Here is a 16,519-nt window from a genome sequence, read left to right on the forward strand (position 1 = left end):
GCCCGTGCCATCACCTCCCGCCGACGCGCTCGGCTTCCTCTTCGTCGTCCCGCCCTTCACGGGCCACGTCAACCCGACCGTGCCGGTCGCGGCGCGCCTGGTCGCCGACGGCCACCGGGTCGCGTGGACCGGCGTGCCCGGCACGGTCGAGCACCTCCTCCTTGACGGCGCGACCTTCCTGCCCGCCACGCCGCCCGAGGTCACCGGGTACGCCGGCGAGATGGCCGCGCGCCGCAGCGACCTGCGCGGCGCCGCCGCCTTCAAGTTCCTCCAGGAAGAGGTGCTGCTGCCGCTGGGCGACGCCATGGTCGACGGGGTCGACGCCGCGGTGGACGCCTTCGGCGCCGACGTGCTCGTGGTCGACCAGCAGGCCCTCGCGGGCGCGGTCGTCGGACGACGCCGCGGGCTGCCCTGGGCCACCTCGGCGACCACGTCGGCCGAGCTCGTGGACCCGCTCGCCGGCCTCCCCCTCGTCGCGGAGGCGATGCACCGCAGGCGGGTCGAGCTCCAGCTCGCCCACGGGATCCCCGCCCACGTCGCCGAGGCCGGGGACCTCCGTGTCTCCGAGCACCTGCTGCTCGCCTACACGACCGCCGAGCTCGTCGGCCCGCTCGCGGTCGAGGCGCCCGTGACCTTCGTCGGCCCGGCCATCGCCGGGCGCCCGGAGTCCGACGACTTCCCCTGGGACCGGATCGACCCCTCCGTGCCGACCGTGCTGGTCTCCCTGGGGACGCTCAACGCCGAGGCCGGGGCACGCTTCTGGCAGGTCGCCGCCGAGGCGTGCCGGGGCCAGCGCTGGCAGGCCGTCTTCGTGGCGCCGCCCGAGCTTGTGCCCGACGCCCCGGCCAACGTGCTGGTCCGCCGCCACGTCCCCCAGCTGGCCCTGCTGCACCGGGTCGACGCTGTCGTCTCTCACGCCGGCCACAACACCGTCTGCGAGTCGCTCGCCGCCGGGCTCCCGCTCGTGCTCGCCCCGATCCGGGACGACCAGCCCGTCGTGGCCGACCAGGTGGTGCAGGCCGGTGCGGGGGTGCGGGTCCGCTTCGCGCGCGTGCGTGCCGAGGAGCTGCGCACCGCGATCGCCACCGTGCTGAGCGACGAGGAGCTGCAGGCCGCCGCCGGCCGGATCTCCAAGTCGTTCGCCGCCGCGGGCGGGCCCGCGGCGGCCGCGTCGTCCCTCGTCGCCCTCGGGAGCGGCGGCGTGGGGGGTACGCACTAGCGTGCGGGGGTGCTCGCCACCCTTCTCGCCGGGTTCCTGACCGGCGGATCCCTGATCGTCGCCATCGGCGCGCAGAACGCCTACGTGCTGCGGCAGGGGATCCTGCGCCACCACATCGGTGCCGTCGTCCTGGTCTGCGCGGTCTCGGACGCGGTGCTCATCGCCGCCGGGGTGAGCGGGATCGGGGCGATCGTGGACCGGGCCGGCTGGGTGGTCGACGTCGTCCGCTGGCTGGGCGTCGCCTTCCTGCTCTGGTACGCCGCACACTCGCTGCGACGCGCCTTCCGGGCTGAGTCGTTGCACGCCGACCGGACCGGTGGGGCCACCCCCGACTCCCGGCGCACCGTCGTCGGGAGGGCCGTGGCCCTGACCTGGCTGAACCCGCACGTCTACCTCGACACCGTCCTCCTCGTCGGTTCGATCGCCGCCACCCACAGCGGGCCCGTCGACGGGTTCGGCGCCGGCGTCGTCGACGGCCGCTGGGCCTTCGGGGTCGGCGCGATGCTCGCCAGCGTCGCATGGTTCTCCGGCCTCGGCTTCGGCGCCCGCGCCCTCGCCCCGCTGCTCGCCCGACCCCGGGCGTGGCTCGTCCTCGAGCTCGTCATCGCCGCCACCATGCTCTTCGTCGCGGCGAAGCTGGCGTTCGACTTCTGACATCATCCGTCGGGTGACCAGTCGGCTCTTCGCGCTCGTGGGGATCGACGGTTCGGGCAAGACCACGGTCGCAAAGGAGCTGACCCGCACCCTGGGGGCGGAACCCGGCACACGCGGCTCCACCCGCTCTTCCCATTCCTCCTGGTCCCCCCGTGCCGCACGTGTCCGCTCCTTCGAGAACGCCGGCGGCCGCCCGCCGCTCAACTGGCTGGCCCGGCGCCTCGGCCACCCCGACGCCCACGCCTGGCTCGGCACCCGCCGGCTCGAGGCGGTGGAGCAGCGGTTCCGGCACGGCGTGATGCGCACGGCCACGACCTGGTCCCGGCTTCCCGGTGACCGCGTCGCCGTCCTCGACCGGTGGGCTCCCTGCCAGTACGCCGCCATGCGCGCCCGAGGCAGCGACGACGCCCCGGCGCGGCGCCGGTACGCGCGCCTGCCCACGCCCGACCTGGTCGTCTTCCTCGACGTCCACCCGGTCGTGGCCCGCGAGAGGTTGGTGGCGCGCGGCCGCGACGTCGACGAGCTCGGGTGGCTCGAGGCCGCGGACGCCGCCTACCGGTCCCTCCCCGAGTGGCCCACCTTCACCGTCGTCGACGCGGACCGCCCCGTGAGCCAGGTGGTCGACGCCGTGCTCGTCCAGATCCGCCGACTCACGTCCTGCGGTGGAACCTGATGTCGCCGTTCGCGTGCTTGTGGGTGGTGTAGCCGGGGTCGTGGGCCTTGTGGTGGTGGAAGGGGCACAGCAGGACCAGCTCGTCGAGGTCGGTGTTCCCTCCGCCGACCCAGGGGTTCTCACCCCCGTGGTGGGCTTCGCACCACTGCGCGGGGACCGAGCAGCCGACGGTCTGGCAGGTCTGGTGGGTGAGCATGTGGGCGTCGCGTTGCCAGGTCTTGAAGAACCGGCTCGTGCGGCCCATCGCCAACGGCACCCCGTCGCTGTCGAGGACGACGGGGATGATCTCGGCCTGGCAGGCCATCCGCCGCACGGTGTGGGCGGTGACCTCGGTGAGGTCCTCGCCGTTGGTGAGGATCCACCCCGTGCCGAGCTGGTCGCGCAGCTTCTCGTAGTCGAGGGTGACCAGGACCTTGGTGGCCGCACCCCCGTGCGCCGGGATCCGGGCGGGGTCGGCGGCCTCGAGGAACGCGCAGAACGCCAGCCCCTGCAACCGCTCCTGCGGGAGTCGCTCACCCGTCGCAGGGTCGAGGTGGGAGAAGGGGTGCCACCCGGTCGCCGCACCCGCGGCCTTGCCGTCGTCCTGCTTGGGTGAGGTCCAGGCCTCGAGGATGGTCTTGAGCCGGGCCGCGACGTGGTCGGGGACCACGCCCCTGAGATTCGAGGCGCCGTCGCCGCGGCGGCGGATCGTCAACCTCGTCGCCGCGTTCGCCCGGCGTTCGGCCCGTTCCAGCAGCTTGCGTTCGTGCTCGTCGCAGGTGTCGGGGGCGACGGTCTGCAGGATCTTCGCGCCGAGGGTCTCCAGCTGCTTGGGGTTGAACTTCCCGGCCGCCTGCACCAGGTGCGCCTCGGCCTTCGCCAGGACCTCGGCGGGCACTTCTTCTCCGGGGAGTGGGTCGACCACGAGGTTGTCCAGGGGCTTCACGATCACCCGGGCCTGGGGGAGGTTCACCGCACCCGACACGAGCCCTTCGGCGACCAGGTGCCAGCGGGACGCCAAGGCTTCGCCGAGCTTCTCCGCGGACCGGCCGGCGGCGTACCCGGTCCGCGCCCGGGCGTCCAACCACCCCGCGACGCTCCGGGCTCCGTCGGTCTCCGCGACCCCACCCGGCGCCCCCACGGCACCCATGACCCGCATCCGCAGCGACTCGACCCCGTCGACGGCCCGGGTCAGATTCAGGAGCGCGTCCCTCTGAGCCTGGGCGGAGAGGTACATCGGGTCAGCAGACGCGGCGAGGTCGAGCGCGGCGTCGATCATCGCCACCGCGCGGGTGATCGGGTGCTCACCACCCGCCTGCTCCCACATGCCACGGACCCCCGTCCCCGACGCCGTACCGCCGCCCGTGGCAGACCCCCGATGAACCTGCCGACACCCCCACTCAACCAGCCGCCGCCGACAAGACGGGCGCCAGGAACTGCCCGAGTCCAGCCTGTGGACAGGTGTTTGAAAAAAGTCCAGACGGCTACCCAAGCGTCTTGCCCAGCATCACCTCGTGGCGTCCGTCCCGCACGTGCACGCGCTCGCCCGTCGGCGCGTAGCCGTTCCGCTCGTAGGCCCGCCGCCCCCTCGGGTTGTCCTCCATCACGCCCAGCTGCACCCGGTGGGCGCCGGCGGCGCGCACCACCTCTTCGCAGGCCCCGAGCAGCAGGTCCACCAGCCCGCTTCCGCGCGCGTCGGGCGCGAGCCACATCCCCGCCACGGTCCAGGTCCCGTCGACCTCGTAGACCCCGCCCATCCCGACGTCCTCCCCGTCACAGGTGGCCAGGAAGGTGGCCGGGCGGGCGGCCCGCCGCCGCCACTCCGCCTCGTCGAAGGCCTCCTCGCGGGCAAGAGTCGACCCGAACATCTCGGGCGACTCGGCCAGCGAGGCCAGGCGCACGCGACGCAGCCGCTCCCAGTCGGTCGGCCCGACCCGCGTCACCGACAGCACGTCAGAGGCCCGCGAGCCCGTCCAGCAGCCGGTCGACGTCGCGAGCGTCGTTGTAGGGGGCGAGCCCCGCGCGCACGGCACCCTCGTCCCCGAGACCGAGGTGCCGGGAGGCCTCGATCGCGTAGAAGTGGCTGGCGGGCACGTTGACGTCGAGCGTCGCCAGCCGCTCGTGCACCTCGCGGCCGGTGACGCCGTCGACGGAGAAGTACACGGTGGGGGTGCGGCGGGCGGGAGCGCCGTGGAGCCGCACGCGGCCGAGCCCCTTGAGCCCCGCCACCAACCGGCCGAAGAGCCGCTCCTCGTGCTCCTCGACGGCGCGCATCGACTCCAGCACCCGCGTGCGCCGGTCGGCCGCCGACGAGGCCAGCCCCGCGACGTACTCGATCGCGGCGGTCGTCCCGGCGAGCAGCTCGTAGGGCAGCGTGCCGAGCTCGAACCGCTCCGGCACGGCGTCGGAGGAGGGCAGCAGCTTGTCGGGGCGCAGCGTCTCCAGCAGCGCGGGATCGGCGACGACGAGGCCGTGGTGGGGGCCGAAGAACTTGTAGGGCGAGCAGGCGACGAAGTCGGCGCCGAGGTCGGCCACGTCGAGCGGCGCGTGCGGGGCGAGGTGGACGGCGTCCACGTAGGTGAGCGCCCCCACCGCGCGGGCCGCGTCGGCCACCAGGCGCACGTCGGGGCGGGTGCCCAGCACGTTGGAGGCCGCAGTCAGCGCCACGAGGCGGGTCCGCTCCGTCAGCCCCGCGACCAGGCCCTCGACGTCGAGCTCGCCCGTGGCGCGGTCGAAGTCGACCCACCGCACCCGCGCCCCGACCGCCTCGGCGGCCTGCACCCACGGCCGGACGTTGGAGTCGTGGTCGAGCCGGGTCACGACCACCTCGTCGCCCTCCCGCCACTGGCGGGCGAGCGTGCGGGAGACGTCGTACGTCGCCTGGGTCATCGACCGCGCGAAGACGACGCCGCGGGCGTCGCAGCCCAACAGGTCGGCGACCGCCGCCCGGGAGGCGAGGACGACGTCCTCCGCCCGCCGCTCGGCCGCGGTCACGGTGCCGCGGTTGGCCAGCCCGCCGGTCAGCGTCGCGGCGACCGCGTCGGCGACCTGCCGCGGCACCTGGCTGCCACCGGGGCCGTCGAAGTGGGCGACGCCCGAGGCGAGGGCGGGGAAGTCGGCGCGGACGCGGGCGACGTCGAAGGTCGCGTCGGACGAGGGGGCAGCACTCATGGCGTCATCCTCCCCGACGCCTCCCGGAGAGCTCCGCGACGGCTCGCCACACCCGGGGGCTCAGTCGCGCCGCGCCACCGAGCCCACCAGCTCCTCGGGCATCGGCTCGTGGTGGGCGAACTCGCGGGTGAAGGTGCCGGCGCCGTGGGTCGCCGCCCGCAGGTGGACGGCGTACCGGACCAGCTCGACCTGGGGCACGTGCGCGAGCACGAGGGTGCGTCCGTCGGCCACCTGGTCGGTGCCGAGGAGGCGCCCGCGGCGGGCCGAGAGGTCGCTCATCGTCTCCCCGACCGCCGTGTCCTGGACCAGCACCGCGACCTTGTCGTAGGGCTCCAGCACCACCACCCCCGCGGCCTCGGCCGCCTCGCGCAGGGCGAGCGCCCCGGCGGCCTGGAAGGCGGCGTCGGAGCTGTCGACGCTGTGGGCCTTGCCGTCCACGAGCGTCACCCGCAGGTCGACCAGCGGGTAGCCGAGCCGCGCGCCGCGTGCCATCTGCGCCCGCACCCCCTTCTCCACCGAGCCGATGAACTGCCGCGGCACCGCTCCGCCCACCACCCGGTCGACGAACTCGAACCCCGCGCCCGCCGGCAGCGGCTCCACCTCGACGTCGCAGACGGCGTACTGACCGTGGCCGCCCGACTGCTTCACGTGACGCCCGTGCCCCCGCGCGGGCCCCGCGAGGGTCTCCCGCAGCGGCACCTGCAGGTCGCGCTGGACCACGCGTACGCCGTACCGCACCGCCAGGCGGTCGAGCGCGAGCTCGGCGTGGGCCTCGCCGAGCACCCACAGCACCACCTGGTGGGTCTCGGGGTTCCGCTCGACGCGCAGGCTCGGGTCCTCCGCGGCGAGCCGGGTGAGGGCGCCGGAGAGGCGGTCCTCGTCGGAGCGGGTCGCGGCCTCGACCGCGAGCGGCAGCTGCGGGTCGGGCAGCGACCAGGGCCGGAGCACGCGGGGCTCCTCCGGCGCGCTGAGGGTGTCGCCCGTCTCGGCCGTCGTCAGCCGGCTCACGCAGCCCACGTCGCCGGCGACCAGCGCGGTCGCGGGCAGCAGCTGGCCGCCGAAGGGGTGGGTGAGCGCCCCCGCCCGCTCGTCGGCGTCGTGGTCGGCGTGGCCGTGCTCGCCGAGGAACGACCACCCCCGCCCGGCCACGTGCAGCGGCTGGTCGGGTCGCAGGGTGCCCGAGAAAACCCGGACGACGCTCACCCGGCCCACGTAGGGGTCGCTGCTGGTGCGGACCACCTCGGCCACCAACGGGCCGTCGGGGTCGGCGACCAGGGGCGGCGCGGCGGCCCCGGCCGGGGTGAAGACCTCGGGCGACCGGCGCTCCGCGGGTGCGGGGAAGCCGGCGACGACCAGGTCGAGCAGCTCGGCCAGCCCCACCCCGGTGGTCGCGCAGACGGGCAGCAGCGGGTGGAACGCGCCGTGCTGCATGGCGGCGTCGACGTCGGCGACCAGCGCCTCCTCGGCGATCTCCTCGCCGCCCAGGTAGGAGTCGAGCAGCGCATCGTCCTCTGCCTCCTCGACGAGCGCCTCGACGAGCCGGTCGTGGGCGGCGGCGACCTCCGGGGTCGCCGACCCGGGGGCGAGCAGGTGGCGCAGCCCGGTGACCCGGCCCCCGTCGCGGAGCGGCTCGAAGAGCGGCAGCACCCGCTCCCCCAGCACGTCGCGCAGGGCGGCCACCACCCCGTCGAGGTCCGCCCGGGCGTGGTCGAGCTTGGTCACCACCACCGCCGTCGGCACCTCGGCGACCAGGCACTCGCGGGCGAGCTGGCGGGTCGGCTCGTCGAGCGCGCCCTCCGGGGCGGCGTCGGCCGGGACGACGAGCAGCGCGGCGTCGGCGGCCCGGAAGCCGGCGCGCACCTCCCCGACGAAGTCGGCGTACCCGGGGGTGTCGAGGAGGTTGACCTTGGTGCCGCGGTGGACGAGCGGGACTACCGACAACGCCGCGGAGCGCTGGTGGGCCTTCTCGAACTCCTCGTGGTCGCTGACCGTCGTGCCGTCCTCGACCGTGCCGACCCGGCCCAGCACGCCCGCGTGCAGCAGCAGGGCCTCGACCAGGGTCGTCTTCCCGCCCCCGGGGGGACCCACGAGGACGACGTTGCGGATCCGGGCGGGGTCCCGGGCCGCCAGCTCCTGCTGGTCGCGTGCCTGCCGTGGGGTGCGCCGCTCCGCCATGACGACACCCAACTCCTGCCGGGCCGTCGCCGCAAGACCCCCGGTAGCCTCGCGGCCATGAGCGCGATCGACGGAGTCTCCGAGATCTTCGACCCGACGGACTGGGACGTCGTCCCGGGCTTCGAGGACCTGACCGACCTGACCTACCACCGCGCGAAGGCGCACGGCACCGTGCGGATCGCCTTCGACCGCCCCGACGTGCTCAACGCCTTCCGGCCGCACACCGTCGACGAGCTGCTCCGCACCCTCGAGCACGCCCGCACCAGCGCCGACGTCGGCTGCGTCATCCTCACGGGCAACGGGCCCAGCGCGAAGAACGGCAAGTGGGCCTTCTGCACCGGCGGCGACCAGCGGATCCGCGGCCGGGCCGGCTACCAGTACGAGGTCTCGACGAGCTCGACCGACGGTGACGTCAGCGCGCAGGACACCGGCGCCGAGGAGCCAAGCGTCATCGACAAGGCCAAGCTGGCGCGGCTGCACATCCTCGAGTGCCAGCGGCTGATCCGCTTCATGCCCAAGGTCGTCATCTGCGTGGTCCCCGGCTGGGCTGCCGGCGGCGGCCACTCCCTGCACGTCGTCTGCGACCTCACGCTCGCCAGCGCCGAGCACGCTCGCTTCAAGCAGACGGACGCCGACGTCGGCTCCTTCGACGGCGGCTACGGGTCGGCGTACCTCGCCCGTCAGGTCGGGCAGAAGTTCGCCCGCGAGATCTTCTTCCTCGCCGAGGAGTACGACGCCGAGACGATGCACCGGATGGGTGCGGTCAACCGGGTGGTCCCGCACGCCGAGCTCGAGAAGGTGGCGCTCGAGTGGGGCGCCAAGATCAACGGCAAGTCGCCCACGGCGCAGCGGATGCTCAAGTACTCCTTCAACCTCCTCGACGACGGGCTCGTCGGCCAGCAGCTCTTCGCGGGCGAGACCACGCGGCTGGCCTACATGACCGACGAGGCGCAGGAGGGGCGCGACCAGTTCCTCGAGAAGCGCGAGCCCGACTGGTCGCCCTACCCCTGGTACTACTGAGCCCTGGTTCCACCGGTGCCCGGTGCTCCTGAGCCGGTGACGCCCGGGCCCGTGAAGCCGACGGCCGCCGACGTGCGGAGGGCGCTCGCCGAGCGGGCCGACCCGGTCGACGCGGCCCACCTGGCGCGCTTCTTCCAGGTCCGGCCGGGCGGGTACGGCGAGGGGGACGTCTTCGTCGGCGTCCGGGTGCCCGCGGTGCGGGCGGTGGCGCGGCGGTACGCCGACCTGCCGCTCGCCGAGGTCCGCGCCCTGCTCGACGACCGGGAGCACGAGCACCGGCTCGCCGCGCTGGTCGTCGCGGTCGAGGCGTTCAGGCGGGCGCTGCGCCCGCGGACCGCCGACCCCGCGCTGCGGGCGCGGCTGCACGCGCTCTACCTCGACGCCCTGCGGGCGGGACGGGTCAACAGCTGGGACCTCGTCGACGTCTCCGCGGAGTGGCTCGTCGGCGAGCACCTGCGGACCTCGCCCGGCGGCGAGGACGGCGGCGAGGGCGATGAGGACGGCGGTGCGCACGTGGTCGAGGAGCTCCTCGCCGACCCCGACCTCTGGCGTCGCCGGGCGGGGGTGATGGCGAGTTTCGCCGCCACCAAGGCCGGCGACCCCGGACCGGCGCTCGTCGCGGCGGCCGCGGTCCTCGACGACCGGCGCGACCTGGTCCAGAAGGCCGCCGGCTGGATGCTCCGGGAGGTGGGCAAGCGGGTCGACCGGAAGACGCTCGTCGACTTCCTGCGGGCCCACGCCCCCCGGATGGGCCGCACCGCCCTCTCCTACGCCACCGAGCACCTCGACCCGGGCCTGCGGGCCGAGCTCAGGAGACGGTGACCAGCCCGCCGGTCCGCGCCAGCGAGGCGCACCGCTCCTTCGACCTCGCGTTGGTCCGCTGGGCGAGGCCGACCTGGCGACCCGTGGCGTTGTTCGCCAGGTCCATGCTGCGGAACGGCTCGTCGTTCAGCGCGACGTCCTCGTAGCTGGTGGTCACCTTCTCGGCACGGACGGCACCGAAGTCGATGGTCAGCAGGGCGCTCCAGTAGCAGTGCCGGAACGCGTCGCCCGTGCCGCCGACCTGCGTGGTCGGGAACAGCTCCTCCGACGCGGTCTTCGCGATGCTCGCCGAGATGCCCGCCCCCGCGCAGACCCAGAAGCCGGTGGCCCCGACCGCGCTCACGCAGGCGGAGTACTGCACCGCCAGCGGGTCGGGCTCGGCGTACTCGCCGGACGTCGGCACAAGGACCGCCCTCGCCTGGACCGCCTCGGTCTGCACGCCCGTCTGCACGCCCGCCGTCCCGGACCGCGCGCCGTCCTGAGACGGACCGGCCGGGCTCAACCGAGGGGCAGGGTCACCCGGAAGGTGGTGCCGACCCCGAGGGTGGAGTCGACCTCGATGCGCCCGCCGTGCCGGTCGACGACGCGGCGCACGATGGCGAGGCCGAGCCCGGTGCCGGGGCGGCCCTGGGCCCGGACGTCGGCCGAGCGGAAGAACTCGGTGAAGAGCCGCGCCTGGTCGGTCTCCGAGATGCCGAGCCCCTCGTCGGCGACGGCGAGCACCACCTCGTCGCCCGCCGGTGCCAGCCGGACGTGGACGGTCGTCCCCGGGTCGGAGTACTTCACCGCGTTGCTCAGCAGGTTGGTCACCACGTGGCCGAGGTCGTCGGCGCTGCCCGTGACGACGGTCCCCGCACCGTCGGCTCCCCCTGCGTCCGGCACGTCGGCCTCGACCCGCACCCCGGCGCGGCCCGCGACCACCGCGACCTGCTCGCAGGCGTCGAGCACCAGCGCCCGCAGGTCGACCGGCCCCCGGGCCGCGGCGTCGGGGCGGCCCACTCGGCTCAGGGTCAGCAGGCTCTCGGCCAGCTGCTCGAGCCGCCCGGTCGCCCGCGACATCGCGCCGAGCGGGCCGTCGAGCGCCTCCGGCACCGCCGGGTCGTCCTCGAGCATCTCGAGGTGGCCCAGGACCGCCCCGATGGGGTTCTTCATCTGGTGGGCGACGGTCGCGATCAGCTCGGCGCGGTACTCGTCGACCCGGCGCAGCTCGGCGTTGAGCCGCTGCTCCTTCTCGAAGGCCAGGGCGTCGAGGACGGCCCGCCCGAGGTCCTCGCCGACGTCGAGCGCCGCGGTGCTCTCCGACTCCGCCCAGCGCTCCCGCTGGGCGTCCCGCACGATCGCCATCAGGCCGAGCAGGCGACCGCCGGCGGCCACCGGGACGACGACGACGGCGGCCAGGGAGTGGCGACCGACCACGTCGAGGAGCAGCTCGACGTCGTGCGGCTCCAGCCCGTCGGCCCCCCAGACGGCCTCGCTCTCCACGATCGCCACGGTCCGCGCCTCGTGCGCCCGCCGCGCCGCCGCCTCCACGGCCGCCAGCAGCTCGGGAGAGGCGTACGCCGACACCTCGGTGTGCTCGTCCGGTGCGCCGTCGACGCCGAACACGCGGACGTGCAGGTCGGCCGCCCGGAACCCCTCGCGCAGCCGGGAGCGCGCGCTCTCCAGCAGCTGGGCCACCCCGAGCTGGCTGTCGACGGCCCGGATCGCCGCACGGGAGACGTGGCCCATCCGGTAGCGCTGCGCCAGGACCTCGCGCTCCACCGCGCTCACGACGGCGGTGAAGGCGAGCTCCAGCTCGTCGGTGAGGGCCAGGAGTTGCCGCGCGGTCGGGCGCCGGCCGCTGAGCGGCTCGTCGAGGTAGAGCATCCCGCGCAGCTCGCCGTCCCGGCCTCGCAGCGGAGCGACGAGCATGTCGTCGGCGTGCCAGGCGTCGTCCGTCGCGGCGGGCGGCAGGTCGGGCACGTGCGCGTAGGCGAGCAGCTGGGCGGCGGCCTCGTCGGTGAGCCACTCGGCGGCGACGAAGGTGAAGGCACCGCACTCGGCGCCGCAGGCGAGGACCGGGGTCATCACGCCCACCGGCGAGCCCTGGCCGAGCAGCCGGGCAGCCCCGTCGGGGCTGCCGTGGATGGCGACGAACTCGAGCATGCCGTCGTGGCGCAGGACCTCGAGGGCGCAGACGGCGAAGCCGGCCCGGCGTGCCACGTCGGCGGTGATGCGCTGCAGCAGCTCGCGGTCCGCCGCCCCGCCCCACGACGTACGGCGGGTGCGGACGACCTCGGTCTCCTGCCGGCGGCTCATGGGCGCCCTCGACTCCCTGGTCCTCGGCTGACCAGGACCCCTCCCGGACGAGTGGGCCAGCGACGTGATCGGGACCGTCCTCGAGCCGGTCTCCCCCTGGCGGGAGCCTACCGGGGAGAGGGCTGGTAGGACTGGTTCATGAGGAAGTCCGCATGAAGATCGTCGTCCTGACGGGTGCCGGGATCTCCGCGGAGAGCGGGGTGCCGACCTTCCGCGACGCCGACGGCCTCTGGGAGGGCCACGACCCGATGACGGTCGCCACGCCGGAGGCCTTCGAGGCCGATCCCGACCTCGTGCAGCGGTTCTACGACGAGCGGCGCGCGGCGCTCGGCCGGGTCCGGCCGAACGCGGCCCACCGGGCCCTGGCCCGGCTGGAGGAGGCGCTCGGCGAGGACCTCCTGCTGGTCACCCAGAACGTCGACGACCTGCACGAGCGCGGCGGGTCGCGGCGGGTCCACCACATGCACGGCCGGCTCCGCGCCGCCCGGTGCACCGCCTGCGACGCCCGCCACGAGTGGCACGAGCCCCTCGGGCACCGGCCGCCCTGCCCCACCTGCGAGCGCCCGGCGCTGCGCCCCGACGTGGTCTGGTTCGGGGAGGTGCCCCACGGGATGGACCTCGTCGAGGAGGCGCTGTGGGAGTGCGACCTCTTCGTCGCCATCGGCACCTCGGGGCAGGTCTACCCCGCCGCCGCCTTCGTCCACTGGGCCCGGCGCGACACCCTCGAGCTCAACCTCGACGCGAGCGTCGGGGCGGGGGACTTCCGGCGGGCCCGGCAGGGGCCGGCCACCGAGCTGGTCCCGGCGTGGGTCGAGGAGGTCCTGTCGGGTCGCAAACCTGCTTGACTGCTCCCCATGCGCTCCCGCCCCGCCGCCCCGGCCGCCGCCTCCCTCGCCCTCCTCGCCCTGCTGACGGCCTGCAGCACCGGTCCCGGCGTCGTGGAGGCCTCGACGCTCGAGGAGAAGGTGAGCGAGGGAGTCACCCCCGACGAGGAGGGCACGGAGCTCGAGATCGACTGCCCCGAGGACCTCGAGGCCGAGGTCGACGCCACCGCCACCTGCACGGTCGACGACGGCGAGTCGCGCACCGGCATCCGGTTCACCACCACCGAGGTGGAGGACGACGAGGTCCGCTGGGAGACCACCCCGTTCCTCGAGCGCGACGTGCTGGAGGAGACGCTCACCCTGCAGCTCGCCGACCAGGGCATCGAGGTCGACGGGCTCGACTGCCCCGAGGACCTGGACGGCGTCACCGGCGAGACCACCCGCTGCACCGCCACCGCGGGCGGCGAGGAGGGCGAGGTCGAGCTGGAGGTCAATCGGGTCGACGGCCTGCGGATCGGCTTCTCCTGGAAGGTCGTCTGACCGGCGGTCGGTCCCGTCCTCAGTCGCCGGCCGCCGCCGGGAGCCAGACCCGCACGGTGGTCCCCCGGCCCAGCTCGGACTCCAGCTCGACCCGGCCCCCGTGCTGCTCGACGACGCGCTGCACGATCGCCAGGCCCAGCCCCGTGCCCGGGCGCGCGAGTGCCCGGGGGTTGGTGGAGCGGAAGAAGTGGGAGAAGAGCCGGGCCTGGTCGGCCTCGCTGATCCCCAGCCCCTCGTCGGTGCAGGTGAGCCGCATCCCGCCGACGTGCGGCTCCAGGCACAGCCGCACGGTGCCTCCGGGGTCGGAGTACTTCACGGCGTTGCCCACGACGTTGACGAAGACCCGGAACAGGTCGTCGGCGTCGCCGAGCACGGTGGCCCGTTCGGGCGCCGCCTCGACCACCAGGGTCACCCGGTGCTGCTCGACCTCGAGGGCGAGGTCGTCCACCGCCTCGGCCAGCACCCGGGCCAGGTCGATCGGCAGCGGCGGACGGACGCCCGCCCCGGGCTGCTCGAGCCGGCTCATGGTCAGCAGGTCGTCGGCCAGCACCTGCAGCCGGCGCGCGGCCCGCGCCATGGCCCGCAGGCTGACGCCCGCCCGTCCGGCCGCCAGCTCGGCGCCCGCGTCGTCCTCCAGGCCCAGCATCTCGACGTGGCCGAGCAGGACGCCGATCGGGTTCTTCAGCTCGTGCGAGACGGTCGAGACCAGCTCGCGCCGGTACTCGTCGGTGCGGCGCAGCTCGGCGTGCAGCGCGTGCTCGCTCTCCAGGGCGCGGGCCTGCAGGATCGCGGCGGCGAGGTCTCGGCCCACGTCGAGCGCGGCGACAGTCTCGGAGTCGGTCCACCGCTGCTCGCCCAGCCGCCGATGGATGAGCAGCGCCCCCAGCAGCTGGCGCGCGGTGCCGATCGGGACGAGGACCAGGCTGCCCAGCCCCTGCTCCCGCAGGCTCCGGGCGAGGAGCTCGCGGTGCTGCGGGGCCAGCTCGGGGTCGCCCCACACCTGCCCCGGCTCGGCGATCAGCACCCCCTCCCGCCGCCAGACCCGGTGCAGCGCCTGCTCGAGCTCGAGGTAGAAGTCGGGGCTGACGCCGTAGTCCGTGGCGTCCTCCCCCGGCGGCGGGCGCACCTCGATCTGGAGCCGCTCGGCGCGGAAGGCGTCCCGCAGCTCGTGGGTGGCGGCGTCCAGCAGCTCCGGCAGCTCGAGCCGGCCGCTGGCGGAGCGGATCATCGTGCGCGCAGCCTGCGCCATCCGGACCTGCTGGGCCAGGGCCTCTCGCTCGACGGTGGTCACGACCGCCCGGAAGGCCAGCTGCAGCGAGTCGGACAGCGCGCGCAGCTCCTCGCCGACTGGGCGCCTCCCGCCGACGGGCTCGTCGAGGTGCAGGAGTGCGCGCAGCGCGGAGGTGTCGTCGGTGAGTCGGGCCACCAGCACGTCGCCCCGCCGCCAGCCGTCGCCGCGCACCGGGCCGTCGGCGGCGCCGGACCACTCGGCGGCGACGAAGGTCAGCGTCCCGAAGGTGGCGCCCACGTCCAGGTCGGAGCCGGTCGACTCCAGCGGTACGGCGCGGCCCGGGGTGCGTCCCGCCACGGCGGCGGGCCCGGCCACGGCCACCGTCTCGAGCAGCCCGTCGGTGCGCAGCACCTCGATGGTGCAGACGCCGAACCCGGAGCGGGCCACGACGTCCTCGGCGATCAGCTGCAGGGCGGTCCGGTCCCGCGGGCCGCCCCATGCCCCGGCCCGGGAGGGCGCCTCGCGCTCCTCCGCGTCGATCTCCCGCACTGGCCACACTCCCCTGCGCCTCAGCGCCCGCACCGGCATGCCGGCTCGCGCCGGAAGGCCGACGCCCCCCGGCGTCGTACTGGAGGCTTCGTGCCTGAACCTCCCCACCCGGACTGTAGCCGTCTCGACGGGCGGCGACAGTCCTGACCGACGGGTAACCTGTGCGGCATGACGCGCGAGATCTACGACGAGGACCACGAGGCGTTCCGCGCCTCGGTCAAGGAGTTCCTGGACCGACAGGTCGTCCCGAACCTGGAGGAGTACGAGAAGAACCACGGGCTCACCCGACAGTTCTGGCTGGACGCCGGGGCGCAGGGCCTCCTGGGCCTCGAGATCCCCGAGGAGCACGGCGGCGTGGACGCCGGCGACTACCGCTTCAACGCGGTCCTCACCGAGGAGCTGGCGAAGGTCAACATGACCCTCCCCTCCTGCGTGGGCATCCACGCCGACATCACCGCTCCCTACCTCGTGCACCTGACCAACGAGGAGCAGCGCAAGCGCTGGCTGCCCGGCGTCGCCACGGGCGAGACGGTGCTGGCGATCGGCATGACCGAGCCCGGCGGCGGCTCCGACCTCGCCAACCTCAAGACCACGGCCGTCCGCGACGGCGACGACTGGATCATCAACGGCTCCAAGACCTTCATCACCAACGGCGGCTCCGCCGACATCGTCGTGGTCGCGGCGCGCACCGCGCCGGAGAAGAAGGCCAAGGGCATCTCGCTCTTCGCCGTCGACACCAGGACTCCCGGCTTCTCCGTCGGGCGGGTGCTGGACAAGGTCGGCCAGGACGACTCCGACACCGCCGAGCTCTCCTTCGAGGACGTCCGGGTCAGCAACGACGACCTCGTGGGCCCGCTCGACACCGGCTTCATCTCGATGATGCAGTTCCTCCCGCAGGAGCGCCTCGGCACCGCGATCACCGGCGTCGCGCACGCGAAGCAGATCCTCGAGGAGACCATCCAGTACGCCAAGGACCGGGTCGCCTTCGGCCAGCCGATCGGCAAGTTCCAGAACACGCAGTTCCTGCTGGCCGACCTGGTCACCCGGGTCGAGGTCACCGAGGCCTACATCGACCAGTGCGTCATGAAGCACACCCGCAAGGAGCTGACCGCCGTCGACGCCGCGAAGGCGAAGTGGTGGGCCACGCAGGTGCAGTCCGAGGTCCTCGACCACTGCCTGCAGGTGCACGGCGGCTACGGCTACATGAACGAGTACCGCGTGGCCCGCGCCTGGCGCGACGCCCGCGTCACCAAGATCTGGGCCGGCTCCAACGAGATCATGAAGATGCTCATCGCCCGCGACCTCGGTCTCTGACACGTTCACCTGGCCCCGGAGGTCCTGTCGGTTCCTGACTGCTGCACCTG

15 protein-coding genes are annotated in these 16,519 nt (G+C 74.5%); 8 read left to right on the plus strand and 7 right to left on the minus strand.

What is annotated here, in order from left to right; translation table 11 throughout:
* Positions 1-4: 4 nt before the first annotated feature.
* From DNK53_RS02370 to DNK53_RS02380, 3 genes are read left to right on the plus strand one after another with little or no spacing between them, the layout of a single operon-like run.
* The gene (locus DNK53_RS02370; RefSeq protein WP_110180684.1) at positions 5-1,219 is read left to right on the plus strand and encodes a glycosyltransferase; all 1,215 of its coding nucleotides are present in this window, start codon (positions 5-7) and stop codon (positions 1,217-1,219) included.
* 9 nt (positions 1,220-1,228) lie between these two features.
* Entirely contained in the window at positions 1,229-1,873 is a 645-nt protein-coding gene (locus tag DNK53_RS02375; RefSeq protein WP_110180685.1) for a LysE/ArgO family amino acid transporter, read from the plus strand.
* Positions 1,874-1,886: 13 nt separating this feature from the next.
* Positions 1,887-2,546, plus strand: a complete 660-nt coding sequence (locus DNK53_RS02380) for a nucleoside/nucleotide kinase family protein (RefSeq protein WP_110180686.1) — start codon at positions 1,887-1,889, stop codon at positions 2,544-2,546.
* Here DNK53_RS02380 and DNK53_RS02385 read toward each other — a convergent pair.
* The 4 genes from DNK53_RS02385 to DNK53_RS02400 all read right to left on the minus strand — a co-directional run bounded on the left by DNK53_RS02385 (position 2,524) and on the right by DNK53_RS02400 (position 7,871).
* Positions 2,524-3,852 (minus strand): HNH endonuclease signature motif containing protein, encoded by a 1,329-nt coding sequence (locus DNK53_RS02385; protein WP_110180687.1) that lies wholly within the window; start codon positions 3,850-3,852, stop codon positions 2,524-2,526. The genes DNK53_RS02380 and DNK53_RS02385 overlap by 23 nt on opposite strands.
* A gap of 157 nt (positions 3,853-4,009) precedes the next feature.
* The gene (locus DNK53_RS02390; RefSeq protein ID WP_162599721.1) at positions 4,010-4,468 is read right to left on the minus strand and encodes a GNAT family N-acetyltransferase; all 459 of its coding nucleotides are present in this window, start codon (positions 4,466-4,468) and stop codon (positions 4,010-4,012) included.
* A gap of 10 nt (positions 4,469-4,478) precedes the next feature.
* On the minus strand, positions 4,479-5,696 hold the full coding sequence (locus tag DNK53_RS02395) for a cysteine desulfurase-like protein (RefSeq protein WP_110180689.1): 1,218 nt from the start codon (positions 5,694-5,696) through the stop codon (positions 4,479-4,481).
* 60 nt (positions 5,697-5,756) lie between these two features.
* Positions 5,757-7,871, minus strand: a complete 2,115-nt coding sequence (locus DNK53_RS02400) for an elongation factor G-like protein EF-G2 (protein ID WP_110180690.1) — start codon at positions 7,869-7,871, stop codon at positions 5,757-5,759.
* 57 nt (positions 7,872-7,928) lie between these two features.
* On the opposite strand from DNK53_RS02400, the gene DNK53_RS02405 reads away from it, so the two are divergent.
* A complete protein-coding gene (locus DNK53_RS02405; protein WP_110180691.1) occupies positions 7,929-8,891 on the plus strand; it encodes a 1,4-dihydroxy-2-naphthoyl-CoA synthase in 963 nt (320 codons plus the stop codon).
* Positions 8,892-8,942: 51 nt separating this feature from the next.
* Positions 8,943-9,713 (plus strand): DNA alkylation repair protein, encoded by a 771-nt coding sequence (locus DNK53_RS02410; protein ID WP_204163713.1) that lies wholly within the window; start codon positions 8,943-8,945, stop codon positions 9,711-9,713.
* On the opposite strand, the gene DNK53_RS02415 is transcribed toward DNK53_RS02410, so the two are convergent.
* Both DNK53_RS02415 and DNK53_RS02420 read right to left on the minus strand, forming a co-directional pair.
* Positions 9,700-10,152 carry a DUF6973 domain-containing protein gene (locus DNK53_RS02415; protein WP_162599722.1) on the minus strand — a complete coding sequence of 151 codons (453 nt, stop codon included), beginning with the start codon at positions 10,150-10,152 and terminating at the stop codon, positions 9,700-9,702. The genes DNK53_RS02410 and DNK53_RS02415 overlap by 14 nt on opposite strands.
* A 59-nt stretch (positions 10,153-10,211) precedes the next feature.
* Positions 10,212-12,011 carry a sensor histidine kinase gene (locus DNK53_RS02420; RefSeq protein WP_110180693.1) on the minus strand — a complete coding sequence of 600 codons (1,800 nt, stop codon included), beginning with the start codon at positions 12,009-12,011 and terminating at the stop codon, positions 10,212-10,214.
* Positions 12,012-12,163: 152 nt separating this feature from the next.
* Between DNK53_RS02420 and DNK53_RS02425 the strand changes: the two genes are divergently transcribed.
* Entirely contained in the window at positions 12,164-12,856 is a 693-nt protein-coding gene (locus DNK53_RS02425) for an NAD-dependent deacylase (protein WP_110180694.1), read from the plus strand.
* A gap of 9 nt (positions 12,857-12,865) precedes the next feature.
* Positions 12,866-13,375 carry a DUF4333 domain-containing protein gene (locus DNK53_RS02430; RefSeq protein WP_110180695.1) on the plus strand — a complete coding sequence of 170 codons (510 nt, stop codon included), beginning with the start codon at positions 12,866-12,868 and terminating at the stop codon, positions 13,373-13,375.
* Between the two features lie 19 nt (positions 13,376-13,394).
* Here DNK53_RS02430 and DNK53_RS02435 read toward each other — a convergent pair whose 3' ends face one another.
* The gene (locus tag DNK53_RS02435; protein ID WP_110180696.1) at positions 13,395-15,155 is read right to left on the minus strand and encodes a sensor histidine kinase; all 1,761 of its coding nucleotides are present in this window, start codon (positions 15,153-15,155) and stop codon (positions 13,395-13,397) included.
* Positions 15,156-15,323: 168 nt separating this feature from the next.
* Here DNK53_RS02435 and DNK53_RS02440 point away from each other — a divergent pair, with 168 nt between their 5' ends.
* Positions 15,324-16,469: an acyl-CoA dehydrogenase family protein gene (locus DNK53_RS02440; protein WP_110180697.1), complete on the plus strand. Its 1,146-nt coding sequence runs from the start codon at positions 15,324-15,326 to the stop codon at positions 16,467-16,469.
* Positions 16,470-16,519 lie beyond the last annotated feature (50 nt).

This window comes from Nocardioides solisilvae (genome assembly GCF_003194625.1).
GTDB lineage: Bacteria > Actinomycetota > Actinomycetes > Propionibacteriales > Nocardioidaceae > Nocardioides > Nocardioides solisilvae.

Bases quoted from the DNA above. Each gene is read 5' to 3' on its own strand.
- DNK53_RS02430 (WP_110180695.1), top strand. From the start codon at position 12,866: ATGCGCTCCCGCCCCGCCGCCCCGGCCGCCGCCTCCCTCGCCCTCCTC.
- DNK53_RS02395 (WP_110180689.1), bottom strand. From the start codon at position 5,696: ATGAGTGCTGCCCCCTCGTCCGACGCGACCTTCGACGTCGCCCGCGTC.
- DNK53_RS02400 (WP_110180690.1), bottom strand. From the start codon at position 7,871: ATGGCGGAGCGGCGCACCCCACGGCAGGCACGCGACCAGCAGGAGCTG.
- DNK53_RS02440 (WP_110180697.1), top strand. From the start codon at position 15,324: ATGACGCGCGAGATCTACGACGAGGACCACGAGGCGTTCCGCGCCTCG.
- DNK53_RS02405 (WP_110180691.1), top strand. From the start codon at position 7,929: ATGAGCGCGATCGACGGAGTCTCCGAGATCTTCGACCCGACGGACTGG.
- DNK53_RS02420 (WP_110180693.1), bottom strand. From the start codon at position 12,011: ATGAGCCGCCGGCAGGAGACCGAGGTCGTCCGCACCCGCCGTACGTCG.
- DNK53_RS02385 (WP_110180687.1), bottom strand. From the start codon at position 3,852: ATGTGGGAGCAGGCGGGTGGTGAGCACCCGATCACCCGCGCGGTGGCG.
- DNK53_RS02425 (WP_110180694.1), top strand. From the start codon at position 12,164: ATGAAGATCGTCGTCCTGACGGGTGCCGGGATCTCCGCGGAGAGCGGG.